Here is a 25043-nt window from a genome sequence, read left to right as displayed (position 1 = left end):
ACAAGGATCAAGAAGATGACAGAGAAGCGCAATATTGCACAGAATCTGGCCGAAGACGAAGTGCTGCAGTGGGTGACCTTCCAGTTGGAAAACGAGACCTATGGCATCAACGTGATGCAGGTTCAGGAAGTGTTGCGCTACACCGAGATCGCTCCGGTCCCGGGTGCACCTGACTACGTGCTGGGTATCATCAACCTGCGTGGCAACGTGGTGACCGTCATCGATACCCGCTCCCGTTTCGGCCTGCCGGCCGGGGACGTGAGCGAGAACTCCCGCATCGTCATCATCGAGGCGGAGAAGCAGGTGATCGGCATCATGGTGGACAGCGTGGCCGAGGTGGTCTATCTGCGCTCCTCCGAGATCGATGCCGCCCCGGCGGTGGGCACCGAGGAGAGCGCCAAGTTCATCCAGGGCGTCAGCAACCGTGACGGCCAACTGCTGATCCTGGTGGATCTCAACAAGCTGCTCTCCGACGAAGAGTGGGAAGACATTGGTTCCCTGTAACAGGGACGGGAACGTGCGGACGGGGGCGATGGCACCTGTCCGCCTCCCTGTGACGGTAAGGTGATGGTTTGATGATTGAATTTGCAGCCTTGGGGTTGTCCTTGCTCGCACTGGTGCTGGCCCTTTACGGGATCCTGGGGCACCGTCGTCGCCAGCGAGAGTCCGAGGCCAGGGTGGAAGCGCTGCAGGGGCAGCTCGAGAGTCTGCGCAAGCAGATGATGGAGTTGCACACGGGCGCCATCGGCATGGGTCAGCGTCTGCAAGCCGCAGAAGGGGCCATGCAGAAGATCCACGACAGCCAGCAGGAGCTGACGTTGCAGGATCCGGAGCGCCGCCTCTACAGCCGCGCCGCCAAGATGGTGGAGCTTGGTGCCGATCTGGACGAGGTGATGAGCGAGTGCGAGTTGCCCCAGGCGGAAGCGGAGCTGCTTATTTCCCTGCGAAAGGGACGCAGCTGACGGATGTGTCGCGGGGAGGCCGGTGCCTCCCCGCTTTCTGTTCGGCCCGTGGCCACCTCTTTTTCGATGCCGGGACGGTGGATAATCCTTTGGCATCAATCTCTTTGGTGGGGGCGCGATCTTCCCCACAAATCCTGTTGATTATTGGCATCTTTGAAAAGACGCCTCCGGATCCTGTGTTAAGATGCAGGCCGCCTCATTTTCAACGATTACATCCCCATGCTGCTTCAAGCGAACAATCTGAGCTGCGTGCGTGAAGATCGCACCCTGTTTGAACATCTCTCCTTCGCGGTGCGTGCCGGGGATTTGATGCAGATTGAGGGTCCCAACGGGGTGGGCAAAACCAGCCTGTTGCGCCTGCTCACCGGCCTCTCGCAGCCCTTTGCTGGCGAGGTGTGCTGGAATGGGGAGAATATCTGCCATTGCCGGGATGAATACCACGCCAGCCTGCTTTACCTGGGCCATCAGCCCGGCGTCAAGGCGACCCTGACCCCCCTTGAGAATCTCTCCTTCTACCAGAAGCTTCATGGCCCTGCCGGGGACGGCGTGGATCTCTGGCGGGTGCTGGCCCAGGTCGGCCTCGCCGGTTTCGAAGACTATCCCGCGGGGCAGCTCTCCGCCGGGCAGCAGCGACGGGTGGCGCTGGCCAGGTTGTGGCTGAGCGAGCGACCGGCGCTCTGGATCCTGGACGAGCCCTTCACCGCCATCGACAAGCAGGGGGTCAGGGTGCTGGAGCAGTTGTTCCTCGCCCACGCGGACAGGGGGGGCATGGTGGTCCTTACGACCCACCAGGATCTGACCCTGATGCAGGGGCGGCTCAAGACCCTCTCCCTGACCTCGCTGTTGCAGGAGTAGCCCATGCTGCGCGCCGTCATACACCTTATTCACCGCGAGTTGCTGATGGCCCTGCGCCAGCGCGCCGACATCTTCAACCCGCTCTGGTTCTTCCTCATCGTCATCACCCTGTTTCCGTTAGGGATCGGGCCCGAGCCCCAGTTGCTGGCCCGCATCGCTCCCGGCATTATCTGGGTGGCGGCCCTGCTGGCGGCCATGCTCTCCCTGGAGCGGCTGTTTCGTGACGACTTCAGTGACGGCGCCCTGGAGCAGATGATGCTGATGCCCCATCCCCTGGGGTTGCTGGCCCTGGCCAAAGTGATCGCTCACTGGTTGCTGACCGGTCTGCCGCTGTTGCTGGTCTCCCCCTTGCTCGCCATCCTGCTCTCCCTGGAGCTGAAGACCTATCTGGCCGTGGTGGCCACCCTGGCGCTCGGTACGCCGGTGCTGAGCCTGCTCGGGGCGGTCGGAGTGGCGCTGACCGCAGGGCTGCGCAAGGGGGGCGTGCTGCTCAGCCTATTGCTGCTGCCGCTCTATATTCCGGTGCTTATCTTCGCCACGTCCGCCATCGACGCGGCCAGCATGGGACTGCCCTATGCCGGTCAGCTCGCCATCCTGGGGGCCATGCTGGTGGGGGCATTGACCCTGACGCCCCTGGCCATCTCGGCGGCGTTGCGGGTGAGTGTCAACTGATTGATTTGGTGAAAAGATTTTCGTTTGAAGCCTTGTTAGGGGCGAGATAGTTGAGATAGATCAAGGGGATGGCTGCTTATTGCTTTCGGGGGATATGATGTTTTTCCCCCATGGGTATGGTAGCCCTCGCCACTTAAAAATTAATAACTGAAAGGTTTCGTGAGCTATGTGGAAATGGTTGCACCCTTATACCAAACCCGAGCGCGCCTATGGGCTGGCCGGCACCCTGCTGCCCTGGTTTGCCGTGACAAGCCTGCTCGCCTTCATCATCGGCACCGTCTGGGGGCTGGCTTTCGCACCCGCCGATTACCAGCAGGGCGACTCTTTCAGGATCATCTATATCCATGTGCCTTCCGCCATCCTCTCCATGGGCGCCTACTCCACCATGGCGGTGGCCGCCTTCATTGGCCTGGTGTGGCAACTGCGCATGGCAGACATGACGGTGGCGGCCATCGCCCCGGTGGGGGCCGTCTTCACCTTCATTGCCCTCTTTACCGGCGCCGCCTGGGGCAAACCCATGTGGGGCACCTGGTGGGTGTGGGATGCCCGGCTCACCTCCGAGCTCATCCTGCTGTTCCTCTACCTCGGCGTCATCGCCCTCTACAACGCCTTCAGCGACAAGGTGGTGGCGGGCCGCGCCGCCGGCATCCTGGCGCTGGTCGGGGTGATCAACCTGCCCATCATCCACTACTCGGTGGAGTGGTGGAACACCCTGCACCAGGGGGCCACCATCACCAAGTTTGACAAACCCTCCATCTCCCCCGAGATGCTGTGGCCGCTGCTCATCATGATCCTGGCGTTCGCCGCATTTCTCGGTGCCCTGACCCTGATGCGTTTTCGCAATGAGCTGCTGATGCGGGAGTGGCACCGCCCCTGGGTTGCCGACATCGCCAGGCAGGAGAAGTAAGCATGCACTTTGCCTCGTTCAGTGATTTCATGGCCATGGGAGGCTATGCCTTCTACGTCTGGCTCTCCTTCGGTCTGACCCTGCTCTGCCTGGTCGGCATCGTCATTTCCACCCGGTTGAAGACCCGCAGCCTGCTCGGCGAACTGCGCAACAAGCAGGCTCGGGAGGCACGCCGCAAGGCGGCCCAGCAGATGGAGAACACCCTATGAACCCGCGCCGCAAGAAACGCCTCACCATCATCCTGGCCATCAGCCTGGGCCTTGCCAGCGTGACTGGCCTGGTGCTCTATGCCCTGAGCCAGAACATCGACCTCTTCTACACCCCGAGCGAGCTGGTGGAAGGGAAGGGGCCGGAGAAGATCAAGCCCGAGGAGGGGCAGCGCCTGCGCATCGGTGGCCTGGTGGTGCCGGGGTCTGTGGTGCGGGATCCCCAGAGCCTCAAGGTAGCCTTCAAGCTGGTGGACAACGGCGGCCATCTGGTGACGGTGGAGTTTGACGGCATCCTGCCGGATCTCTTCCGGGAAGGGCAGGGGATCGTCGCCCAGGGCACCCTCAAGGATGCCACCACGGTCGCCGCCTTCGAGGTGCTGGCCAAGCACGACGAGAACTACATGCCGCCGGAAGTGGCCGACGCCACCAACGGCATGCACTTCAAGCCCGAATACACAGAGGCACAGTTGCAGGGAGCCAAGCAATGATGCCGGTATGCGCCAAGAATTCACTTCTTTATACCGCCAAATCGGCAGGTTTCTCCGTGCAATCGAGAGGGAATAGTCAATGATCCCGGAATTAGGGCAGTTCTCACTGATCCTGGCCTTCGCCACCGCCCTGCTGCTGGGCAGTTACCCGCTGATCGGGGCCCATCTCGGTCGTCTTGGCATGATGTCGGCGGCCCGCCCGCTCGCCTACAGCCAGTTTCTGCTGCTGCTGCTGTCGTTTATCTGCCTCACCTGGGCCTTTATCGACAACGACTTCACCGTGCAGTACGTGGCCACCAACTCCAACAGCCTGCTGCCCCTGCAATACCGCATCTCGGCGGTGTGGGGAGCCCATGAAGGCTCGCTGCTGCTCTGGGTGCTGACCTTGGGGGGCTGGACGGCGGCGGTAGCCCTCTTCAGCCGTCGCCTGCCGCTCGATGCGGTGGCGCGGGTACTCGGGGTGCTCGGCCTTATCTCGGTGGGCTTCACCGCTTTTGTGCTGTTCACCTCGGATCCTTTCACCCGCACCCTGCCGTATTTCCCGGTGGACGGGCGGGATCTCAATCCGCTGCTGCAGGATCCCGGTCTCATCTTCCACCCCCCCATGCTCTACATGGGCTACGTGGGCTTCTCGGTGGCCTTCGCCTTCGCCATCGCCTCCCTGATGACGGGGCGTCTGGACGCCACCTGGGCGCGCTGGTCCCGTCCCTGGACCATGGCGGCCTGGGTCTTCCTGACGCTGGGCATCGTGCTCGGCTCCTGGTGGGCCTATTACGAACTCGGCTGGGGCGGCTGGTGGTTCTGGGACCCGGTGGAAAACGCCTCCTTCATGCCCTGGCTGGCGGGCACGGCCCTGCTCCACTCCCTCGCGGTGAGCGAGAAGCGCGCCACCTTCAAGGCCTGGACCGTGCTGCTGGCGCTCTCGGCCTTCTCCCTGAGCCTGCTCGGCACCTTCCTGGTGCGTTCCGGCGTGCTGGTGTCGGTCCATGCGTTTGCCTCGGACCCGACCCGGGGTCTGTTCATCCTGGGCTTCCTGCTGGCGGTGATAGGCAGCTCCCTGCTGCTGTTCGCCTTCAAGGGCTCCCAGGTGAAGAGCCACGGCAAGCATGAGCTGTGGAGCCGGGAGACCCTGCTCCTTGGCAACAACATCCTGCTGGTGGCGGGCCTGCTCACCGTGCTGCTCGGCACCCTGTTGCCCCTGGTGCACAAGGAGCTGGGGCTTGGCAGCATCTCCATCGGCACCCCCTTCTTCAACCACATCTACAGCTGGCTCATCATCCCCTTCGCCCTGCTGCTGGGGGTGGGCCCCCTGTTCCGCTGGCGCCGCCAGGATCTCGGTGAGCTCAAGGGCAAGGTGATGCTCGCCCTGGTGCTGAGCCTGGCCGCGGCTCTGCTGTTGCCCAAACTCTTTGCCGAGGCGTTCAAACCCTGGGCTGCGCTCGGTATCGGGCTTGGCGTCTGGATCATCGTCACCAGCGTGCAGGAGACCTGGGCGCGGGCCACCCACAAACACGGTTTTGCCACCGGCGTGCGCAAGCTTGGCAACAGCCACTGGGCCATGATCCTGGGGCACGTGGGGCTCGCGGTCAGCATCATCGGCATCGCCTGCACCCAGAACTACAGCATCGAGAAGGACCTGCGGATGCAGGCCGGCGATCGCGTCCAGTTCGCTGATTACGAGTTCGTCTTCACCGGCATCAAGGAGAAGAACGGCCCCAACTACGACGGTTTCAAGGGGGTGCTGGAAGTGCACCGGGATGGCAAGCAGGTAGCCCTGCTCAAACCTGAGAAGCGGATGTACACCGTGAGCCGCATGCCGATGACCGAGGCGGCCATCGATGCGGGTGTTACCCGGGATCTCTATGCGGCGCTCGGCGAACAGCTCGACAACGGCGCCTGGGCGGTGCGGATCTACTACAAGCCCTTCGTGCGCTGGATCTGGTTCGGCGGCGTCTTCATGGCCCTCGGTGGCGTGCTGGCCATGCTGGACAAGCGCTACCGCTTCGGACGTCGTGACGAGGAGGCCAAGGCATGAGCAAGAAGACCTGGCTCTATCTGCTGCCCTTCATCATCTTCCTGATGGGGGCCGTGTTTCTGTTCAAGGGGCTCTACTCCGATCCCACCAAGCTCGAATCCGTGATGGTGGACAAGGAGGTGCCCGTGTTCACCCTGCAGGACATCTATGACCTGGGCAAGCAGCACGACAGGAGCATCCTCAAGGGGCGCCCCATGCTGCTCAACGTCTGGGCCACCTGGTGCCCGACCTGTTACGGAGAACACACCTACCTCAAGGAGCTGGCGGGGCAGGGGATCTACATCGTCGGCATGAACTACAAGGATGAGCGTGACAAGGCCATCAAGTGGCTGGCGGAGCTTGGCAATCCCTACCAGGTCAACCTCTATGATCCGGACGGCATGCTGGGGCTGGATCTCGGTGTCTATGGCGCGCCGGAGACCTTCTTCATCGACAGCCAGGGTATCATCCGCTATCGCCACGTGGGGGACATCAACCCAGACGTCTGGGCCAGTACCCTCAAACCCATCTTCGATGCCATGAAGTGAGGCCTCCCCGATGAAAACACTGATTGCATCCCTGTTGCTGCTGGCCGGTCTCGTCTGCGCCGGACAGGCCCGCGCCGCCATCGATGTCTACACCTTCGAGAGCGACGCCCAGGAGCAGACCTTTCGCGAGCTGACTAAGGAGCTGCGCTGCCCCAAGTGCCAGAACCAGGACATCGCGGACTCCAACGCCGGGCTCGCCAAGGATCTGCGGGACAAGACCTACCAGATGGTGCGCGAGGGCAAGGAGAAGCAGGAAGTGGTGGACTACATGGTGGCCCGCTACGGCAACTTCATTCTCTATGATCCCCCCCTGATGGCCTCGACCCTGATCCTCTGGCTTGGCCCCTTGCTGGTCATCGTGATTGGCGTCGTCACCGTGGTGGTGCGAAGCCGCCGCCATGCCCCTGCTCCCTTGCAACAGCCTGAAGGCACCCTGAGTGCAGAAGAGCAGGCCAGGCTGTCCGCCCTGCTCAAAGAGGAAGATAAACCATGACCCCATTCTGGATACTGGGTGCGGCCCTGCTGGTGCTGGCGAGCCTGGCGCTGATCGTGCCGCTCTGGCGCGGCGAGGGCAGGCAGAGCATCAGTCGCTCGGCCCTCAACAAGCAGCTCTATCGCCAGCGCCTGCTGGAGATAGGGGAGGAGCGGGAGCAGGGGATACTGGCGGAGGAGCCGGAATCCCTGGTGGAGCTGCAGCGCAGCCTCCTGGACGACATTCCCGACGTGGAGCAGACCGCCCGTGGCGGCAAGAGCCTGATCTGGATCCCCGGTGTGCTGGTGCTGGCGGTGGTGAGCATCGGCCTCTACGCCAAGCTCGGCGCCTGGCAGGAGGTGAGCCGCTGGCAGGATGCCAGCAGCCGGTTGGGGGAGCTCAGCAATCGCATCCTGGTGGAGCGTGATGCCCGGGTGACCGAGCAGGATCTGCTGGACTTCACCCTGGCCCTGCGAACCCGGCTGAAAGAAGAACCGAACGACTACCGTGGCTGGCTGCTGCTGGGGCGCCTGACCCTGGATGGCAATGATCCCGAGATGGCCCGCGAGGCGCTGGAGCGTGCCTACGCCCTCGCGCCCCAGAAGGCCATGGTGGCGGTGCCCTATGCCCAGGCCCTGATGATGACGGGGGAGGAAGCCCGTGCGGATCAACTGTTGCAGGCGGTCATTGCCGAGGACCCGGCCAACATCGAGGCCCGCTCCGTCCACGCCTTCATGGCCCTGCAAAAAGAGGATTTCCAGACCGCCCTCGACCGCTGGCAGGGGATGTTGCCGCTGCTGGAGCCGGGCTCGGCCCGCTACACCATGGTGGAGCGCTCCATGGAGTACGCCAGGCAGCAGCTTGGCCAGCGTGGCATCGCCGTGACCACCCCGTCTGCCGAAGGCCAGGCACAAGCCGGGGTGCTGGCGGTGAAAGAGGGGGAGTTCCCCCTGCACATCACCCTGGCGCCGGGTATAAAGATGCCGGAAGATGCCCATCTGTTCGTCTTTGCGGTGATCCCCAACGGTCCGCCCATGCCCATCGCGGTCAAGCGCATTGCAGGCCCGCATCTCCCGCTCACCCTCTCCCTGGGGGACGGGGATGCCATGATGGAGGGGAGCAAGCTGGCGGCCCATGCCGAGCTACAGTTCAAGGCGCGCCTCTCCCGGGGTGGCAACGTCATGAACAAGGAAGGCGCCTTTGAAGGGGTTTCGGTCACCGTGCCGACCAGCACCATCCCCACAGCGCCGATTGACATCCGCATCGATCACGCCCTCTAATACGCTTTTGGCCCACCCCTTGGGGTGGGCCCCCTGTATAATTCATATCAATACCCAAAAAAATCTTAGGACTTTCATATGTATCTGCGTTCAGGAGCATTGGCGGTGGCATTGCTGCTCGCGGGCTGTGCGGGCGGCCCTCCCAAGCCGGGCCCGGAGAGCCTGGATCTCGGCGAGACCCCGAGCCGCCCCGGGGCATCCAGCACGGCCAGCGATCCTCGCGACCCCTTCCAGGGGCCCAACCGTGCCATGTGGGCCGTCAACTATGACGTGCTGGAGCCCTATGTAGCGCGCCCCGTGGTACACGGCTATGCCCGCTATGTCCCGCAAGGAGTGAGGGACAGCATCGAGAATTTCGTGGACAACTTCGACGAGCCGAGCAGCATGGTAAACCACCTGCTGGTGGGTGATCTGAAAGGGGCCGGTACCAACCTGGGCCGCTTCACCCTCAACACCACTGTGGGCCTGCTCGGTCTGTTCGACGTTGCCAAGCATGCGGGCCTTGCTCGCAACACGCTGGAGATGGATACCGTGCTCGGCAAGGCCGACATCGGGGATGGCGCCTATCTGATGGTGCCAGTCTACGGTCCCACTACCACCCGGCAACTGGTGGGGGATACCATCGATACCATCTACTTCCCCTATGCCCTGCTGACCTTCCCGCTGAAGGTAGTGCACTGGGCGCTGGATGGCCTCGGTACCCGCTCCAAGCTGATCGATCAGGAGCGCATCATCGACAACGCGCTGGATCCTTACGCCCTGACCAAGGACTTCTACTTGCAGTACAACGATGGCAAGGTGACGGGCCGCAAACCCGAGCTCCAGGAGCAGAAGCCAGAGGCGGCTGATGATGGCAACCTCGACGATTACATGGACGAGATAGACCAGTAAGCACGGTCATCTTCCACAAGGCGCCTGCGGGCGCCTTTGTTGTCGATGGCAGGTGTTCGACCATAAAAAACGCCCCGCAAGTGCGGGGCGTTTTGGCAAGAAAGGCTTATCAGGCAGCCAGGTTCTTGGCCACGAATTCCCAGTTGACCAGGGCCCAGAAGGTTTCCATGTACTTCGGACGCAGGTTGCGGAAATCGATGTAGTAGGCGTGTTCCCACAGGTCGACGGTCAGCAGCGGGGTGGTACCGGCTTCGGTCAGCGGGCAACCGGCGTTGGAGGTGTTGACGATGGCCAGGGAGCCATCAGCCTTTTTCACCAGCCAGGTCCAGCTGGAGCCGAAGTTGCCGATGGCAGACTTGGTGAACGCATCCTTGAACTCGGCGAAGGAGCCGAAGGCCTTGGTGATGGCATCGGCCAGGGCGCCAGTGGGTTCGCCACCGCCGTTCGGGGAGAGGCAGTGCCAGTAGAAGGTGTGGTTCCAGATCTGGGCAGCGTTGTTGAAGACGCCACCAGTGGAGGTCTTGATGATCTCTTCCAGAGACTTGCCTTCAAACTCGGTACCCGGCACCAGGTTGTTCAGGTTGACCACGTAGGTGTTGTGGTGCTTGCCATGGTGGTATTCCAGGGTTTCCTGGGAGATGTGCGGTTCCAGAGCATTGATTGCATAGGGCAGAGCGGGAAGTTCGAAAGCCATTTTCTACTCTCCATTGGCTGGTCCGTGCGAAGGCGACGGTTGCAAGACATTGCGTACTCTTTTCTATCTTGAAAAGAATTGTTCTTGAAATGAGGGGGCCAGACGGCCCAAAGCCCGTCGATTGTAGCAGTATCAAAGATGGGCGAACAACCCTTGATTCTTGCCATGATCCGGATCAAGCTGCGGCGTATTGATGCATGACTTCTTTCATTCGCAACGGTTTGCCAGTTTGTGGTCTGCCCGGATTGCAGTAGAATGGCCGCCGAAATCGCTCCAGTGAGGCATTTATGGAAACTATTGAAAAGATCAAACAGCAGTTGGCTGAGAATCCCATCATCCTCTACATGAAGGGATCCCCCAAGCTGCCCAGCTGCGGTTTCTCTGCCCAGGCCTCCCAGGCCCTGATGTCCTGCGGCGAGCCTTTCGCCTATGTCGACATCCTGCAGAACCCGGACATCCGCGCCGAGCTGCCGAAATTCGCCAACTGGCCCACCTTCCCGCAACTGTGGGTCGAGGGCGAGCTGGTCGGTGGTTGCGACATCATGATCGAGATGTTCCAGGCCGGCGAGCTGCAGACCCTGATCAAGGAAACTGCCGCCAAGCACAAGCAGGATGACGCTGCCGCCGAATAAGGCCGCATCCATACCATGCAAAAAGGGGAGCCACTGGCTCCCCTTTTCTTTGTGCCCACGACAGACATCAGGCGATGCGTTCGAGGCGCGCCATGTAGAAGCCGTCGAAGCCGGTCTCGGCCGGGCTGACGTTGTGATCGCCGATCAGGCGGAAGTGCTCGTTGGCGGCGAGGAACTTGTCCACCTGCTGGCGGTTCTCCTCGGGCAGGATGGAGCAGGTGGCGTAGACCAGCAGGCCGCCCACCTTCACCATCTGGCTGTAGCGCTGCAGGATCTCCTCTTGCAGGGCGACCAGCACCGGCAGGCGCTCGGCGGTGTCGCGCCACTTGGCATCCGGGTTGCGCTTGAGCACGCCAAGGCCGGAGCAGGGGACGTCCAGCAGCACGCGATCGGCGCTTTCTTTAAGGCGCTTGACGGTCTTGCTGCTGGTGATGACCCGGGTCTCCACGTTGTGGGCACCGGCGCGGCGGGCGCGCTGCTTGAGGTTCTCCAGTTTCCACTCTTCCACGTCCATGGCCAGCAGACGGCCCTTGCCCTGCATCATGGCGGCCAGGTGCAGGGTCTTGCCGCCGGCACCGGCACAGGCGTCGATGACCCGCATGCCGGGCTTGACGTCGAGGGCCGCGGCCACCAGCTGGGAGCCGGCATCCTGCTGCTCGAAGCAGCCGTCGGCAAAGGCCTGGGTACGGAACAGGGCGGCGTCCGAGGTCACTTGCAGGGCGGTCTCCACTCCGTCGACGGGCACTGTGGTGACATGCTCTTTGGCCAGCATGGCTTGCAGCTCGTCCCGGGTGCACTTGAGGGTGTTGACCCGCAGGTAACGCTTGGGCATCCAGGCCAGGGCGGCACGCTCGGCCGGCCAGGCGTCGCCCAGTTGCTCGCTGCCGAGTTTTTCCAGCCAGGCAGGGCAGCCGTCCATCAGCACGGGGTTCTTCTTGGCCTCGGTCAGGCGGCGGCGGAACGCCTCCTCGTTGAAGCGATCCAGGGTCGGGTGGTTGGGCTGATCTATCTTGTGGAAGGCGTGCCAGCTGTGCAGCAGCGGCCAGACATTCTTCTCCGCCTGACGGACCTGGATGCCGGTGAGGAAGCAGTAGAGGCTGAGGCGGCGCAGCAGATCGCCGGTGACCAGGGCAATCCTTGCCTGTTCTTGCGGTTTGAGTTCGATGCCGGAGAAGTGACGTGCATAGGCGCGGTCGAGGGTAAGACCCTGACCCAGCACATCGTCAACGATGGCAACGACCAGATCCCCGAAACGGGGCAACAGTGGGGACTTGAGCATGAGATTAACCTTGGCCAAAGAAAGAGTGAACCGGCCCCGTCGAAGAGGGGTTCTGGAACGGACAAATCCGCGCCATGATAGGGGCTAGTCTGCATTGGTGCAACCTTCCCCATTCGGGGAATGTACAGAGGATGTTGCTGGACTAATCGGACCAGCGGGCAAATGATGCCGTGGCAGTTCAGGTGAATCCGTTTAAAAAGGAATTAAAAAGATGCAGTTGATGAAATATTCTCCGCTGGCGGTGCTGGTGGCGGGTCTGATGACGTCCGGCAACCTGATGGCCGGCGAGTGGCATACGGTCACGGCGCGGGCCACCGCCGCCGATGGGTACGAGGTGAGGGCCAGCCAGTATCGCATCGTCACCGTCTCTACCGATTACCTGGCTGCCCTGAAGGGGGGCGAGCGCCGCCTGACCTTGCCTCTGCCGGATGGCAAGGAGGTGACCTTCAGCCTGCAACCCTATGATCTGCTGCCGGCGGATCTGGCCGCCAACTATCCCGATATCCTGGCCTTCAAGGGGCACAACGAAGCGGCGCCTGGCGAGACCGGGCGCTTCGATCTCGGTCCCCAGGGATTCCACGCCATGTTCAGCCATGAAGGGAAGATGGTGTTCGTCGATCCCCTTCGCAATGGGGAAGGCTATGCCGTCTATTACCAGCAGGATGCCCACAGCCGGCTGGAAGAAGAGGCGGACAAGGTGATCGGGGGCGAGGCCAAAAAGCTGGCCCGTCAGGTGCTGGTGGATGGCAACGAGCGCAAGCGCTATGTCATCGCCATCTCGGCGGCGGGGGAGTATACCCAGTATCACGGCGGTACCGTGGAGGCGGGTCTTGGCGCCATCACCACCCTGCTCAACCGGGTCAACGAGGTCTACCAGCGTGATGTGGCGGCCGAATTCCAGCTGGCCAGCGGCAACGACACCATCATCTTCACCGACGTGGCGAACGATCCCTTCAACAATGATGACGGCGATATCGATGCCAACATGCAGGTGCAGGCCGATGCCCTGACCAAGGGGCTGGGGGCCTTCGACATCGGCCATGTGGTCAACACCGGTGGCGGCGGCCTGGCGGGGCTGGGCGTACTCTGCACCCCTGACAAATCGGCGGGGATGACGGGCTCCCCCGAGCCGGTGGGGGATGCCTTCTTCATCGACTACGTGGCCCACGAGATCGGTCACCAGTTCGGGGCAGACCACACCTTCAACGGCACCACAGGCAGTTGTGGCGGCGGCAACCGGGAGGCAAGCCAAGCCTGGGAGCCGGGCAGCGGCAGCTCCATCATGGCCTATGCGGGGATCTGCGGAGACGAAGATCTGCAGCCCCACAGCGAGCCCTATTTCCACAGCAAGTCCATCGAGCAGATGCGGGCCCACATGGCCACGGAGCCAAATTGCGGCACCCCGTTGGCGCTGGTCAACAATGCGCCCCAGGTGGCGGCAGGCAATGACTACGTCATCCCTGCGAACACCCCCTTCGTGCTCAAGGGGGCGGGGGCCGATCTTGACAGCGATCCGCTGAATTACACCTGGGAGCAGATCGATCTGGGGACGGAGTCGAGCAGCCCGGCCACCATGGTGGACGACGGCAGCCGCCCGCTGTTCCGTTTCGTGGCGCCGACCAGCGTGCCGGAGCGCACCCTGCCGAGTCTCACCTCCCTGCTCACCAACACCCTGGCAATAGGGGAGGCCTGGCCTGCCACCAACCGGGACCTGAACTTCCGCCTCACGGCGCGGGACGGCAAGGGCGGTGTCGCCAGCGATGACATGAAGATCCAGGTGGTCAACACCGGCAAGGCCTTTGCCCTGACCAGCCCGGTGGTGACCCCCTGGGGGCGGGCAAGACGCAGACCATCAGTTGGGAAGTGGCCGGCACCAATGCCGCCCCCATCAACTGCAGCAAGGTGGATCTCTTCATGACCCGGGACGAGGGGGCAAACTGGACTTCCCTTGCCAGCGGCAAACCCAACTCGGGCTCGGCGAGCGTCACCATCCCGGCGGGCCAGGATGGCACTGCCCGTTTGAAGGTGGCGTGCAGCGACAACATCTTCTTCGCCATCAGTCCCCTCAAGCTCTCGGTCACCCAGCGCGGTGAAGAGGGGGGAAGCGGTGGCGGCGGTGCCCTCGGCTTCTGGACCCTGGCCCTGGCGTTGCTGGGCTGGCAGCGGAGGCGGGCATGAGACTGGCCGGGGTGCTGCTGCTCACCCTGCTCGGCGGTTGTCAGGCCGATGCAGACACCCTGGAGCAGGCGGTCAGCGCCAGCCTCGCCAGGCAGGATTACCGGCTGATCGTGCGGGCCGGGCGCGGCGAGGTGGCGCCCGGGATCGCGGCGGATCAGCAGGCGGCGGCCAAGGCCCGCTGCGGCGTGCGCTATCTCGACGGATTCGGGGATGTCATCAAGCCGGATCAGAAGGAGGCCCATGCTAGGCTGAGCGCCTATGCGGCGGACTACAACCGGCGCATGCTGGCCCATTGCCCGCCGATTGACGGCAAGCAGTAGGCTGACGGTCATCGGCATAAAGAGGGAGGCATGAGCCTCCCTCTCTTTTTGCTCCGCCATTTGGCCGCCCCGAGGCTTGTACCCATGGCGCGCTCGTCGCACAATGCCTGCACCCATCGCCGCACGGGCGGCAGAGAAAGAGAGAAGGAAAATCAAGATGATGGATGTGGCTGATCTGCGTCGCGAATACACCAGGGGTGGACTGCACCGGGCCGATCTGCCGGCCGAGCCCCTCACCCTGTTCGAGAAGTGGCTGGCCCAGGCGTGCGAGGCCAAACTGACCGATCCCACCGCCATGGTGGTGGGCACCGTGGATGCTGATGGTCAGCCCTGGCAGCGCACCGTGCTGCTCAAGCACTACGATGCCGACGGCATGGTGTTCTACACCAACATGGGCAGCCGCAAGGCGCATCAGCTGGAGGGCAACCCCCGCATCAGCCTGCTCTTCCCCTGGCATACCCTGGACAGACAGGTGCACGTGACCGGCCGGGTGGAGAAGATGAGCACCTTCGAGGTGATGAAGTATTTCCACAGCCGTCCCAAGGACAGCCAGATTGCCGCCTGGGTCTCCAAACAGTCGACCCGCATCTCGGCCCGTGGCGTGCTGGAGGCCAAGTTCCTCGAACTCAAGCAGAAGTTTGCCAATGGCGAGGTGCCGCTGCCGAGCTTCTGGGGTGGTTTCCGGGTGCGCATCGACACCGTCGAGTTCTGGCAGGGCGGGGAGCATCGTCTGCACGATCGCTTCTATTACACCCGCGAGGGGGACGGCTGGCACATCGAGCGCCTGGCGCCCTGATGAACATCGCCCGGCTCAAGAACTTCACCGAGATAGTGAAGAACAACTTCAACATCTCGGCGACGGCGGAGAAGCTCTATACCTCCCAGCCGACCCTCAGCAAGCAGATGAAGATGCTGGAAGAGGAGCTGGGGCTGGCGCTGTTTACCCGCAAGGGCAAGAACCTGGCGGGCCTGACCCCCATGGGGGAGCAGGTGATGGAGCTGGCCAGGGGAGTGGTGGCCCAGGTGGAGCAGATTGGTCAGCTTTCCCTCGGGGATCAGCTGGCCACCAGCGGGGTGCTGCGCATCGCCACCACCCACACCATGGCCCGCTACAAGCTGCCGGCGGTCATTACCGAATTCTCCCGCCGCTACCCCGAGGTGAGCATCCAGCTGCATCAGGGAGCCCCTGCCCAACTGGCGCAGATGGCGCAAAACGGGGATGTGGAGATGGCCATCGCCACCGAGTCCATGCACCTGTTCGACGAGCTGGCGACCGTGCCCTGCTATCGCTGGGGGCGCAGCGTGGTGGTGCCCCACGGCCATCCGCTGCTGGACTGCCAGCCGCTGGCCATGGCGGATCTGGCCCGGTATCCCCTCATCACCTATGTGTTCGGTTTCACCGGCCGCTCCAAGATGGACAAGGCGTTCGGTCGCCATGGCCTCAGCCCCCGCATCGTGCTGACGGCCACCGACAGCGACATCATCAAGCACTATGTGCGCCTGGGGATGGGGGTCGGGGTGATCGCCACCTCGGCGTTCGACGAAGGGGACAGGGAGAGCCTGGTCTGCCTCAACATCGATCATCTGATCGCCTCGAGCGTGGCCCATGTGTGCCTGCGCAGGCACGCCCACCTGCGGGACTACATGTACGACTTCATCCACCTCTATGCCCCCCATGTGAGCCGGGAGACGGTGCAGCTGGCGCTGCTCAACCAGGGAACGCCCGCTCCGTCTGCAACTCTGCCCTGGCTCTGACGCCGAGACATAAAAAAGAGAGGCCGTCGGCCTCTCTTTGCATTGCTATCCCCTTGTACTGACCCCTCAGGCGGCTCGGGTCGCCAGATTGACGAAGATCTGGGCTCCCACCAGCAGGCAGTCGTCGTCCAGGTAATAGGGGTTCGCGTGCAGGTAGTTGCAGATCCCCTTGGCCTGATTGCCGCTGCCGAGGAAGAACATGGCCCCCATGCGGCTTGGCGTGGCGTTGATCATGTAGCTGAAGTCCTCGCTGCCGGTCATGGGCTGGCCCTTTGCGTTGATCCCGTCGCTGGACAACACATTCGAGGCGGCTTGTTGCAGGCGCTCGCAGGCCTGGGGGTGGTTCTCCACCGCCGGGTAGCCGGCATGGACCATGGTGGTCTTGAAGCCGCGCAGCTCGCTCTGGGCGATGATGTCCCTGAAGCTGTTTTTCAGGATCTGGTCGGTTTCGGCATCCATGGCGCGGATGGTGCCACGGGCCTGCACATGATCGGCGATGGCGTTGGGAATGGTGCCGCCGTTGATCATGCCGCAACCAAAGACCGCCGGGCTGAACGGGCTGGTGCGCTTGGCGACGATGTAGTCCATGTCCTCGATGATCCGCACCGCCTCCCGGATGGCATCCAGCCCCTTGTGGGGGGTGGAGCCGTGGGCGGAGATGCCGTGCACATCAAGCGTCCAGGCAGACCCCCAGGAGGACATGACCCCCTGGTTGAACTTGATGGTGCCCGTCTCCATGGCGCCGTCGTTGTGCAGGGCATAGACCTCGTCCACCCCCTTCATGCAACCAAGCTCCACCATCTTTTCGGCACCGGGGACGCGCATGTCCTCTTCCGCCATCTGGAAGATGAAGCGGACGTTGTATCGCAGGCGATCGCGGTTGGCGGCCAGAAACCTGGCGGCGGTCAGAGCGATCGCCATGTGGGAGTCGTGGCCGCAGTTGTGGGCCATCCCCTCATGGGTGGATTTGAACGCCACCTCGCTCATGTCGTGCATCTCCAGGCCATCCATGTCGGCACGAAAGGCAATGGTGGGCAGGGCAGGGTCGACCGCCAGATCCCCGTGAAAACCGGTGAAGCCGGGATACAGGGTGATCCTGTAGCCGAACTCTTCCATCAACCCACGGCAGTAGGCAGAGGTCTTGAACTCGGCCCCGGAGTATTCCGGGATGCGGTGCAGGTGGTGGCGCACTTCGTAGCTGAAGTCGCGCAGGGCCAACAGGTCAGGTTCGATATGGTAGTGGTTCATCAGATGATCCCTTGAATGGAGAAACCGAGCTGGGCAACCAGGGAGGCGCCAAAGAAGCAGCAGGTGGAGACGATCATGAAGATGAGGATCACTTTCCACGACATCTTCTTGAGCTCCTCCAGCTGACCGCCCACCGAGAGTCCGGCGAAGGCCAGGAGCGGCACGCAGCAGGAGAGGAAGGAGATCTTGGCCACGGCATCGATGAAGAGGCCGCGCACCGGCGTCTCCGGCAGGCAGATGAGAATGCCGATGATGGTGGCATAGGCAAAGGCCGGCAGGGAGGAGGGCAGATAGCGCTTGGTCACCAGGGAGGCGAACACCACCAGGGACATGGCGACGAAGCTGTCCCCCATCTGCCACAGCGGCAGGCCCGAGGTCAGGGTCTGGGTGAACATGGCCAGCAGGATCGCCAGGAAGACGAAGCGCATATCCATCACGATGCTTTTCATGCTTTCTCTCCTTTGGCGGTCAGGGCATAGATTTTTTCAGCGAGCGGCAGACCCAGATAGGTGAGGGAGAGCGCCCCCAGGGCCGACGAGAGCAGATTCGAGGCGGCGGCGATGCTGAGCACCTGCTGGGCCATCGCCTCGTCGAGGCCGTTGATGAGGGCACCGGAGGCGGCGCTCAGCATGGAGCCGGATCCCACGCCGGAACCGGCGGCCAGGGCCAGGGGATGCAGCCCCGTGAGGGGGGCAATGCTGCCAAGCACGCTGAACAAGAGGGTGCCGATGACGGAGCCGCACAGGTAGATGGCGAGCACGCCGATGTACTCCTGGGAGCCGGTGCCGAACTTGCCCTGGATCACCGCGACCGAGGGTTCACGGCTGATGGAGGAGCAGGCCCCGATGGCGCGGCGGCCAAAGCCGAACTTCACCGCCAGCGGAATGGCGATGAGGATGGGCAGGAGGTTGCCTATCTCCTGCAGGAAGAGCGGTACGCCGACGCTCAGGATCATCTTGAGGTTGGGGATGATCATCCCCGCATACTGGGTCCCGAGGATCAGCAGGCTGAAACCCACCATCTTGCCGCAGAAGTCCTCTTCTCGCTCGGTGAAGAGCCTCTTCCAGCCGGGGATGCGATCCTTGACGGGCTTGGCGGAGACGATCATGCCGATGATGACGGCAAAGAGCATGGGCAGGATGGGGATGATGGCGATGCCGAGTCTGATCTCCTGCTTCCCGATGAGGGATTGGGCCACGAAGATCAGCAGGGCGGTCGCCAGGGTACTGACTACTACCGTTTTGAGTGGGCTGGTTGGCTGCATAGTGTGTTCTCTTGTTATCCGTTGTCCTTCATGGGCGTCTTTGGTCGCGCCATGATGGGGGCATGATAGGAAGCGAGGAGGGGAAGGAATGTGACCGCCATCAAGTCAGCCATATGGCATTTTTTCATGGGGTATGCCGTTTAACCATGGTAAACATATGGTTTAACAACTCATTGGTAGCTGCTTATGCTGCCTCAGACAGGAGTGTGGTGCCGCCCGGGCACCCGGTGCCTGATCCGGGGGGGCGGATGTGGGGGAAGGAATGGATCTGTTGATCGAGGGGGCGCTCTGGCGCCCCTCCTGGCAAGCGGCGTTGCAGGCCTGGCAGCACCGGGGAAACCGCTGGTGGCTGCTGCTTGGCAAAGGGGAGGCGAGGGAGATGGCACCCTGGTCTGTCAGCCCGCCAGATGGCATTCTCCGTGCCCGCAACCTGCTTGCCGCCTGGCTGGGTGAGGCCGCCTCCCCGCTGATGGCGACACAGCCGGACCGGCAGATCCTGATCGCTGCCTCCGGCTCCCTGCTGACCCTGGCCAGAGAGAGCGGCCTGCTCACCCTGGGGCCCGCGGGGGCGGATCATCGCCTCGGTGCCGATGACGACCTCGGGGTTGCCCTGCAACGCCTGCTTGCCCGCCGCCTGATGACCCCGGTGCTGCGCGAGCCTGGCGGGCAGGACGCGCTGGTGCTGCGCCCCCTGCTGCCCGGCGATGAGAGCGCCATCCTGCGTTATTGTTCGGATGCGGCGCTCGCCCGCTATACCCTCAACATCCCCCACCCCTATTCGCAGGAGGCGGCGCGGGACTGGCTTGCCCTGAGCGGGCGCAAGGCTGCTCTCGGGCTGGGATGCACCTGGGCCCTGACTCTGCCCCAGGGGCGTGAAGACGAGCCCGCTCCCCTGGTCGGCTCTCTCTCCCTGCACTGGCACGGGGAGCTGGCATGGTGGGTCGGTGTGCCCTGGCAGAACAGGGGGCTGGCCACCCGGGCCGCGAGCCTGGTCAGGGCGTTTGCCTTCGAGCAGTGGCACCTGCCTGCCCTCACCGCCCGCCACATGCCGGGCAACCTCGCCTCAGGCCGGGTGATGGAAAAGACTGGCATGCACCATGACGGGCGTCGGCCAGATCCGGCCGATGGCGCCCTCGAGCTCGATCACTGGCGGCTGGATCGCCCGGCGCGCCTGACGGATGCACGCAAAGAGGCGCTGGCCCCCTGGCTGGATGACGAGGAGGTGGTCGTGGCCATACTGCACGGTGAGGGGGTGGCACTTTTCATGGCGGGGGAGGCGACAGGGGGCGAGCAGACACTCAGCGGGCTGACGGTGCGGCGCTATCCCCAGGCCATGCTGGCGCCAGAGGCGCCCGGGGTGCAGGCCCATGGTGGTGGCGCCCTGCTCAAGGAGTGCGGGGATCTGGGCCTCGCCTATCTGCGGCGATTGCGACAGCCTGACGACGGACGCTGATGGCTTGCCCAGGGGCGGTCATCGCGAAGCCTGGTGCGGGGTCTGTCAGGCGTTTTCCTGAGTCCGTCCTCCCATTTTCAGACAAAGGCAGTGAAGTGGTACCCCACTTCTGTGGAATAATGGCCGCCCTGCTGTACGAGGAGTAACGCTGTATGTTGAGAACCGAGCGTCCCGGCGACATGCTGCCAGTCTATGAGCTGGTGAGTGCCGCCTTTGGTCGTCCCGACGAGGCCGAACTGGTCAACCGCCTGCGCGAATGTGGGGCCGCCGTGGTCACCATGGTCGAGGAGGAAGAGTACGAGTTCATGGGGCACCTGATGCTGAGCCCGATCACCATTGAGGGACAGGAAGGGCCCTGGTTGGGACTGGCACCCGTGGCCGTGCATCCCGACTGGCAGGGACAGGGCATTGGCTCGGATCTGGTGCGGGAAGGGCTGGACACGGCACTGGAGATGGACTGGAAGGCGGTGGTGGTACTCGGGGATCCCGCCTACTACGCCCGTTTCGGCTTTCGGCCTGCCAGCGACTTCGGCCTGCACTGCATCTACGAGGTGCCGACGGAGTGTTTCATGGCGATGGAGTTGCAACCCGGCGGGCTCGACGGGGTAAGGGGCGAGGTGCTCTATCACCCCCTGTTCGATGAAGAGCCGGTGGAGTGACCGCCTGCCCATCCATGAAAAAGGACCCTGAGCGGGTCCTTTTTCGTGCCATGCCCATCGCTTGAATGGACGTCACTGGGCCAGGGATTTCAGCTGCTGCTTGCCCGGCGGGTTGTTCCAGTCGATGGGGCCGTGGGTGAAACGGTACTGAAGCCTTGGCAGACTCAGTTCCAGCCACTCCTCCCGGAAGTAGGCATAACCCTGGTCCCAGTCTGGATCCTGCGCCCAGCCGGTCTGCAGGAAGTGGAGCCGGGTGCCTTGGCCCTCCGGCACGAAGCGCAGGCTGACCTGGGTCTTCTGCTGACGAATGTGGGGAAACTGGGGAGGGAAATTCCAGCTGAAGCTGAGCAGATCATGGGGCATGACCGCCATCACCCGGCACCCTTCGCTGCCACGCTCGCCGAGGGGAGCATCGGGTCTGAAATAGATCTCGAACGGCCCGTTGGGTTCCGGGACCATGAGGCACTCCGGCGCCAGAAAACTGCGCAGCCCGCTCTCCGTGGTCCAGGCCCGCCAGACATCGTCAATGTGGGCGGGTACCAGAATACTGCCTTCAATTTGCTTGTTATCCATAAATCAGTGAACCTCAAACCAGTCATGGACGGGACCTCGGCAGTATAGCCTCTGAGGCGATAAAATAGGCAGCCCTGTGTCACACGGTTACGTATTCAAGAGGGTCCACATTGCCGATTTGACAGCACGGCGGGATCCATCGAGAGTGGGAAGCGACAAGCACGCAACGCAAGGATGGTGTCATGATCAGAATGATGACGGAAGCTGATGAGCCCATGCTGGCGCAGCTCTTCCTCAAGGGAAGGCGCCAGGCCTTCCATTGGGTTGATCCCGCCCTGTTCCGGCTCGAGGATTTTGCCGAGCAGACCCGGGGCGAGGAGATCTGGGTGGCGGAGAAAGGGGGCAGCCCGTGCGGATTCGTCTCCATCTGGGGGGCCGAGAGCTTCGTGCATCATCTCTACGTGGTGGCGGACTGGCACGGGCAGGGCATGGGGCGGGCCTTGCTTGCCGCCGGCTTGGCCGGGTACCCCTCCCCGGCCTCCCTCAAGGTGGCCATGCGCAACACCACGGCGATGGCTTTCTATCATCGCCTGGGCTGGGAGAACACCGAAGAGACGGGTCATTGCGACATCACGGGCCCCTGGCGCAGGCTGGTGTTGACGCCCGATGCCGCAGGGGAATAAGCCGCTGGCAGACTGCGGCAACCGCACCGCACATTGATCTCCAGCCCTGGCAGGGCATAAAAAAGCCACTTCGCGGGAAGTGGCTCTTCAACACATCCGGGGGAGGGCAGACCTTCCCTCGCTCAACCGATGATCACAGGGCCGCCACGGCCTCTCTTACCAGGGCGGCCAGCTCTCCCCACCTGCTGCCCTCGTCGATGAGCTTGGCCGGCATCATCCAGGTGCCGCCGCAGGCGATCACGGCATTCAGCCCCAGATACTCCTTCAGATTGGCCGGCGTCACGCCGCCGGTGGGCATGAAGCGCACCGGATAGACGGCGCCCAGGGCCTTGAGCATGGCGGTGCCGCCAGACTGCTCGGCCGGGAAGAACTTGAGGTGGCGCAGCCCCATCTCCATGGCCTGCTCCACCAGGCTGGGGTTGTTGACCCCGGGGATGATGGTGACGTCCTTGTCCAGGCAGTACTGCACCGTGGTCGGGTTAAAGCCGGGGCTGACGATGAAGTCGGCGTCCGCCGCAACGGCCGCATCCACCTGCTCGCGGTTGAGCACGGTGCCGGCCCCGATCAGCAGATCCGGGTAGGCCGCGCGCATCTGGCGGATGGCCTCTGCGGCGGCGTCGGTGACATCGGCCCCTTGCAGGCGTGCGGCGAGATAACCGGCGCTGAAGGAGTCGCCCGCCGCCGTGGTGTCGATCACCTGTTCGGCGGACAACCGCAGGGCGGCGATTTCGATCCGCTGCGTTGCCGTGACAACCAGGCAAGGCTCAGAGCCGCGCTTGACGACGATCTCGCCCACCCCGAAGCCCTGGCTCCCTGGCTGCATTGCGAGCGCAACCCCTACTGGCGCAAGCTCCACGAGCATATCGACGACAAGGCCATCTCCAGCTGGTGCGACGATCACGACCAGATCCTCAAGGCCCTGATGCGCAAGGATCCGCAGGCGGCCAAGCTGGCCATGTGGCAGCACCTGGAGAACACCAAGCAGATGCTCTTCCAGGCCACCATCTTCGATGACGAAATGGAGGATGGCCGCTACCTCTTCTCCGAAAATCCCGTCGTTCATCTGACCCAGCCTTCCACTGCCAACGGCTAGTGGAAGGTTCTCGGGGGCGAATCCTCGAGGTTGTTTCAACCCCATGGAGGCGCTGGGCTGATGGCGTAGCCCAGAGCGCCCGGGCAAATTGCTGCTCCACTCGCCGGTTTTTGCTGGCGACGCCACCTGGAGCTCGCCCATGTCAAATGCAGCCACCCCCCGCAGAGCCTTTGGCCTCAGGTCTGGTCATGCACTGTGCTCTTGGGGCGGTTACATCCTCTGAAAGCCAGAAAAAGGATACAAAAAGGGCCACTTCTTGCGAAGTGGCCCTTTCCAAACGTTTGGTGGAGTTCTTTAGACGGCGTTTTTCAAGATAGTTGTCGCGCAAAGCTGTTTTAAGCAGCCTCTTTTTGCTCCGGCTCGGGTTTCTCGGGCCGCTCCGGATTTAGCATCACGGCACCGATAGGTGTCCAGTCTCGCGTCTTGCCACTCCACCTCGCTGGGTGTTGTGCTCGGGCGGCCTGGTACACAGCATCCCGTTTCGCCAGCAGGGCTTTATCGTCACCCCGATGCCGCTCGTTGGGTGTGACGAAGCGGATACGGCTATGCCGGTGCTCTTCGTTATACCAGGCCATAAAGTCGCGCACCCACTCCCTGGCCGCTTCCAGACTGGCAAAGCCGTCTGATGGCCACTGCGGACAGTACTTCAGCGTCCTGAACAATGACTCCGAGTACGGATTATCGTTGCTGACCCGAGGCCGTCCCCGCGAGGGCGTGACACCCAGGTCATGCATCTTGGTCAGCAGCGTGACTGACTTCATTGGCGCGCCGTTGTCCGAGTGCAAGACCAGCGGCTGCTTCCAGCACTGCTCGCGGATGATGCTCCGTTGCAGCAACGCCGCCGCCCGTTCACCGCACTCTTGCTCATGCACTTCCCAGCCCACCCCTTTGCGGCTGTAGATGTCCTCTATCAGATAGAGGTAGTAATACTGGCCGCGCACGAGTGACGGCAAGTAGGTGATATCCCAGGACCACACTTGATTGGGCCCAGTCGCGGTATGGCTGGTTGGTACCGGCACATGACGCGGTGGCTGGCTACGGCCACGCCTGTGCTGCTGGTCAGCCGCCCGCAAGATGCGATAGAAGCTCGACTCACTGGCCAAGTAGCGCCCCTGGTCGGCCAGCCGTGGCACAATTTGACTCGGCGGCAACGAGGCGAACTCCTGGCTATTGCAGACGTCCAGCACGGCCTGCCGCTCCTCTGGGCTCAATGCATGAGCAGGTATGGAACGAACCGCATCCGGTCGCCTATCGGCACTCAGCTCAGGCCCGGCCAACCAGCGCTGGAGCGTGCGCAGACTCAGCCCCAACACCTCGGCCGCAGGATGCTTGCGGGCGCCAGCTTCAAGCGCTTCGCGCCACCATGCAACGTATTGCTGCCGCTCTGGCAACGAGGTCAGTTGTCCTCGTCGACGTTGCTCCAGTAGGCATCGAGCTTTTTTTGCAATATCAGCAGAGCTGCCGCCTCGGCCAGGGCCTTGTCTTTGCGCCGCAGCTCTTGCTCCAGTTGCCGGATACGCTTCTTGTCCGCTTTGGCCTGTGCCTTCTCCGCCTGTTGTAAGGTACGAGCGGATTGCTGGCCCAGAATACAGGCTTGGCGCCATTGCTGGACTTGCTCGGGATAGAGACCCTTACGGCGGCAGTACTCACTGAGTTCAATCTCGGAAAGCGCAGCGGTTTCCAGCACGACGGCGAACTTGGCCTCGGCGGGCCATTCATCGGTCAGTTTGTTGTCCCCGGGCACAGGAGACCCTCCGTCTTTGGCGTGTTTGCGCCAATTATACAGAGTGACCTCGCTGATGTTTTCCTGCCGAGCCAACTCGGCCACCGACATATTGATGGGCGGCAGCAGCTTCTTGAGCAAAGCAGCCTTGCGCTCACTTGAATAACGAGCCATTCGACACTCTTTATCCGCCCCCGGTCTTCACATTTAGATTATTCAGATTAGGCGACAACTATTCTGACACCGGGGGG

General features: G+C 62.9%; 28 protein-coding genes and 1 pseudogene. 21 read left to right on the top strand and 8 right to left on the bottom strand.

Annotation, left to right across the window (positions count from 1 at the left end):
* Window positions 1-15 precede the first annotated feature (15 nt).
* From AB5Y50_RS19180 to AB5Y50_RS19125, 12 genes are all read left to right on the top strand, one after another.
* Window positions 16-504, top strand: coding sequence for a chemotaxis protein CheW (locus tag AB5Y50_RS19180; RefSeq protein WP_010673942.1), 489 nt, complete (start codon window positions 16-18; stop codon window positions 502-504).
* 71 nt (window positions 505-575) lie between these two features.
* Window positions 576-962 carry a DUF2802 domain-containing protein gene (locus AB5Y50_RS19175; protein ID WP_010673943.1) on the top strand — a complete coding sequence of 129 codons (387 nt, stop codon included), beginning with the start codon at window positions 576-578 and terminating at the stop codon, window positions 960-962.
* A gap of 219 nt (window positions 963-1181) precedes the next feature.
* Window positions 1182-1817 (top strand): cytochrome c biogenesis heme-transporting ATPase CcmA, encoded by a 636-nt coding sequence (ccmA, locus tag AB5Y50_RS19170; RefSeq protein WP_052815846.1) that lies wholly within the window; start codon window positions 1182-1184, stop codon window positions 1815-1817.
* 3 nt (window positions 1818-1820) lie between these two features.
* A complete protein-coding gene (gene ccmB, locus AB5Y50_RS19165; RefSeq protein WP_010673945.1) occupies window positions 1821-2489 on the top strand; it encodes a heme exporter protein CcmB in 669 nt (222 codons plus the stop codon).
* Between the two features lie 166 nt (window positions 2490-2655).
* Complete coding sequence (locus AB5Y50_RS19160; RefSeq protein WP_180911487.1) at window positions 2656-3396, top strand: heme ABC transporter permease; 741 nt, start codon at window positions 2656-2658, stop codon at window positions 3394-3396.
* A 2-nt stretch (window positions 3397-3398) separates the two neighbouring features.
* The gene (gene ccmD, locus AB5Y50_RS19155; protein WP_039039901.1) at window positions 3399-3605 is read left to right on the top strand and encodes a heme exporter protein CcmD; all 207 of its coding nucleotides are present in this window, start codon (window positions 3399-3401) and stop codon (window positions 3603-3605) included.
* The gene (gene ccmE / locus AB5Y50_RS19150) at window positions 3602-4093 is read left to right on the top strand and encodes a cytochrome c maturation protein CcmE (RefSeq protein WP_010673948.1); all 492 of its coding nucleotides are present in this window, start codon (window positions 3602-3604) and stop codon (window positions 4091-4093) included. Before ccmD ends, ccmE begins: the two co-directional genes overlap by 4 nt.
* 79 nt (window positions 4094-4172) lie before the next feature.
* On the top strand, window positions 4173-6128 hold the full coding sequence (locus AB5Y50_RS19145; RefSeq protein WP_109112098.1) for a heme lyase CcmF/NrfE family subunit: 1956 nt from the start codon (window positions 4173-4175) through the stop codon (window positions 6126-6128).
* Complete coding sequence (locus tag AB5Y50_RS19140; protein WP_041215578.1) at window positions 6125-6655, top strand: DsbE family thiol:disulfide interchange protein; 531 nt, start codon at window positions 6125-6127, stop codon at window positions 6653-6655. The genes AB5Y50_RS19145 and AB5Y50_RS19140 overlap by 4 nt, the downstream gene beginning before the upstream one ends.
* A gap of 10 nt (window positions 6656-6665) precedes the next feature.
* Entirely contained in the window at window positions 6666-7148 is a 483-nt protein-coding gene (locus AB5Y50_RS19135) for a cytochrome c-type biogenesis protein (protein WP_010673951.1), read from the top strand.
* On the top strand, window positions 7145-8407 hold the full coding sequence (ccmI, locus tag AB5Y50_RS19130) for a c-type cytochrome biogenesis protein CcmI (RefSeq protein ID WP_104455540.1): 1263 nt from the start codon (window positions 7145-7147) through the stop codon (window positions 8405-8407). Before AB5Y50_RS19135 ends, ccmI begins: the two co-directional genes overlap by 4 nt.
* Before the next feature lie 78 nt (window positions 8408-8485).
* Window positions 8486-9298, top strand: coding sequence for a VacJ family lipoprotein (locus AB5Y50_RS19125; RefSeq protein WP_029314176.1), 813 nt, complete (start codon window positions 8486-8488; stop codon window positions 9296-9298).
* Window positions 9299-9407: 109 nt separating this feature from the next.
* Here the strand turns inward: AB5Y50_RS19125 and sodB are convergent, their stop codons facing one another.
* A complete protein-coding gene (gene sodB, locus AB5Y50_RS19120) occupies window positions 9408-9992 on the bottom strand; it encodes a superoxide dismutase [Fe] (RefSeq protein WP_010673954.1) in 585 nt (194 codons plus the stop codon).
* Window positions 9993-10279: 287 nt separating this feature from the next.
* On the opposite strand from sodB, the gene AB5Y50_RS19115 reads away from it, so the two are divergent.
* Complete coding sequence (locus tag AB5Y50_RS19115) at window positions 10280-10624, top strand: Grx4 family monothiol glutaredoxin (protein ID WP_010673955.1); 345 nt, start codon at window positions 10280-10282, stop codon at window positions 10622-10624.
* Between the two features lie 67 nt (window positions 10625-10691).
* Here the strand turns inward: AB5Y50_RS19115 and AB5Y50_RS19110 are convergent, their stop codons facing one another.
* Window positions 10692-11903 (bottom strand): RsmB/NOP family class I SAM-dependent RNA methyltransferase, encoded by a 1212-nt coding sequence (locus AB5Y50_RS19110; RefSeq protein ID WP_010673956.1) that lies wholly within the window; start codon window positions 11901-11903, stop codon window positions 10692-10694.
* 211 nt (window positions 11904-12114) lie between these two features.
* Here AB5Y50_RS19110 and AB5Y50_RS19105 point away from each other — a divergent pair.
* The 4 genes and pseudogenes from AB5Y50_RS19105 (at window position 12115) to AB5Y50_RS19090 (ending at window position 16156) form a co-directional block, all read left to right on the top strand.
* Window positions 12115-14081: pseudogene (locus AB5Y50_RS19105) on the top strand (reprolysin-like metallopeptidase).
* Entirely contained in the window at window positions 14078-14401 is a 324-nt protein-coding gene (locus AB5Y50_RS19100; protein WP_043154507.1) for a hypothetical protein, read from the top strand. Before AB5Y50_RS19105 ends, AB5Y50_RS19100 begins: the two are co-directional and overlap by 4 nt.
* Window positions 14402-14558: 157 nt before the next feature.
* Complete coding sequence (gene pdxH, locus AB5Y50_RS19095) at window positions 14559-15197, top strand: pyridoxamine 5'-phosphate oxidase (RefSeq protein ID WP_104455543.1); 639 nt, start codon at window positions 14559-14561, stop codon at window positions 15195-15197.
* On the top strand, window positions 15197-16156 hold the full coding sequence (locus AB5Y50_RS19090) for a LysR substrate-binding domain-containing protein (protein WP_010673960.1): 960 nt from the start codon (window positions 15197-15199) through the stop codon (window positions 16154-16156). The genes pdxH and AB5Y50_RS19090 overlap by 1 nt, the downstream gene beginning before the upstream one ends.
* Window positions 16157-16222: 66 nt before the next feature.
* Here the strand turns inward: AB5Y50_RS19090 and AB5Y50_RS19085 are convergent, their stop codons facing one another.
* From AB5Y50_RS19085 to AB5Y50_RS19075, 3 genes are read right to left on the bottom strand one after another with little or no spacing between them, the layout of a single operon-like run.
* Window positions 16223-17404, bottom strand: a complete 1182-nt coding sequence (locus AB5Y50_RS19085) for a M20 family metallopeptidase (protein WP_104455545.1) — start codon at window positions 17402-17404, stop codon at window positions 16223-16225.
* On the bottom strand, window positions 17404-17853 hold the full coding sequence (locus AB5Y50_RS19080; RefSeq protein WP_042016367.1) for a hypothetical protein: 450 nt from the start codon (window positions 17851-17853) through the stop codon (window positions 17404-17406). The genes AB5Y50_RS19085 and AB5Y50_RS19080 overlap by 1 nt, the downstream gene beginning before the upstream one ends.
* Complete coding sequence (locus tag AB5Y50_RS19075) at window positions 17850-18668, bottom strand: DUF3100 domain-containing protein (protein WP_180911489.1); 819 nt, start codon at window positions 18666-18668, stop codon at window positions 17850-17852. The genes AB5Y50_RS19080 and AB5Y50_RS19075 overlap by 4 nt, the downstream gene beginning before the upstream one ends.
* A 262-nt stretch (window positions 18669-18930) precedes the next feature.
* Here AB5Y50_RS19075 and AB5Y50_RS19070 point away from each other — a divergent pair, with 262 nt between their 5' ends.
* Window positions 18931-20121, top strand: coding sequence for a GNAT family N-acetyltransferase (locus AB5Y50_RS19070; protein WP_223931960.1), 1191 nt, complete (start codon window positions 18931-18933; stop codon window positions 20119-20121).
* A 152-nt stretch (window positions 20122-20273) separates the two neighbouring features.
* Complete coding sequence (locus AB5Y50_RS19065; protein ID WP_010673966.1) at window positions 20274-20780, top strand: GNAT family N-acetyltransferase; 507 nt, start codon at window positions 20274-20276, stop codon at window positions 20778-20780.
* A 72-nt stretch (window positions 20781-20852) separates the two neighbouring features.
* On the opposite strand, the gene AB5Y50_RS19060 is transcribed toward AB5Y50_RS19065, so the two are convergent.
* Entirely contained in the window at window positions 20853-21353 is a 501-nt protein-coding gene (locus AB5Y50_RS19060; protein ID WP_010673967.1) for an SRPBCC domain-containing protein, read from the bottom strand.
* Between the two features lie 182 nt (window positions 21354-21535).
* On the opposite strand from AB5Y50_RS19060, the gene AB5Y50_RS19055 reads away from it, so the two are divergent.
* Entirely contained in the window at window positions 21536-21976 is a 441-nt protein-coding gene (locus AB5Y50_RS19055; RefSeq protein WP_042880882.1) for a GNAT family N-acetyltransferase, read from the top strand.
* Between the two features lie 133 nt (window positions 21977-22109).
* Here the strand turns inward: AB5Y50_RS19055 and eda are convergent, their stop codons facing one another.
* Entirely contained in the window at window positions 22110-22799 is a 690-nt protein-coding gene (gene eda, locus AB5Y50_RS19050) for a bifunctional 4-hydroxy-2-oxoglutarate aldolase/2-dehydro-3-deoxy-phosphogluconate aldolase (RefSeq protein WP_309295286.1), read from the bottom strand.
* On the opposite strand from eda, the gene AB5Y50_RS19045 reads away from it, so the two are divergent.
* Window positions 22713-23069: an FCD domain-containing protein gene (locus AB5Y50_RS19045; RefSeq protein WP_327786653.1), complete on the top strand. Its 357-nt coding sequence runs from the start codon at window positions 22713-22715 to the stop codon at window positions 23067-23069. The two genes, eda and AB5Y50_RS19045, sit on opposite strands and share 87 nt — an antisense overlap.
* Window positions 23070-23404: 335 nt before the next feature.
* Here AB5Y50_RS19045 and AB5Y50_RS19040 read toward each other — a convergent pair.
* A protein-coding gene (locus tag AB5Y50_RS19040; protein ID WP_088813959.1) for an IS3-like element ISAs20 family transposase occupies window positions 23405-24966 on the bottom strand; the annotation gives its coding sequence in 2 pieces (ribosomal slippage) (window positions 23405-24504 and window positions 24504-24966; 1563 coding nt in all).
* Window positions 24967-25043 lie beyond the last annotated feature (77 nt).

It is taken from the genome of Aeromonas sp. s6, from assembly GCF_040907815.1.
GTDB lineage: Bacteria > Pseudomonadota > Gammaproteobacteria > Enterobacterales > Aeromonadaceae > Aeromonas > Aeromonas caviae.
This window is presented reverse-complemented; position numbering and strand designations above follow the sequence as displayed.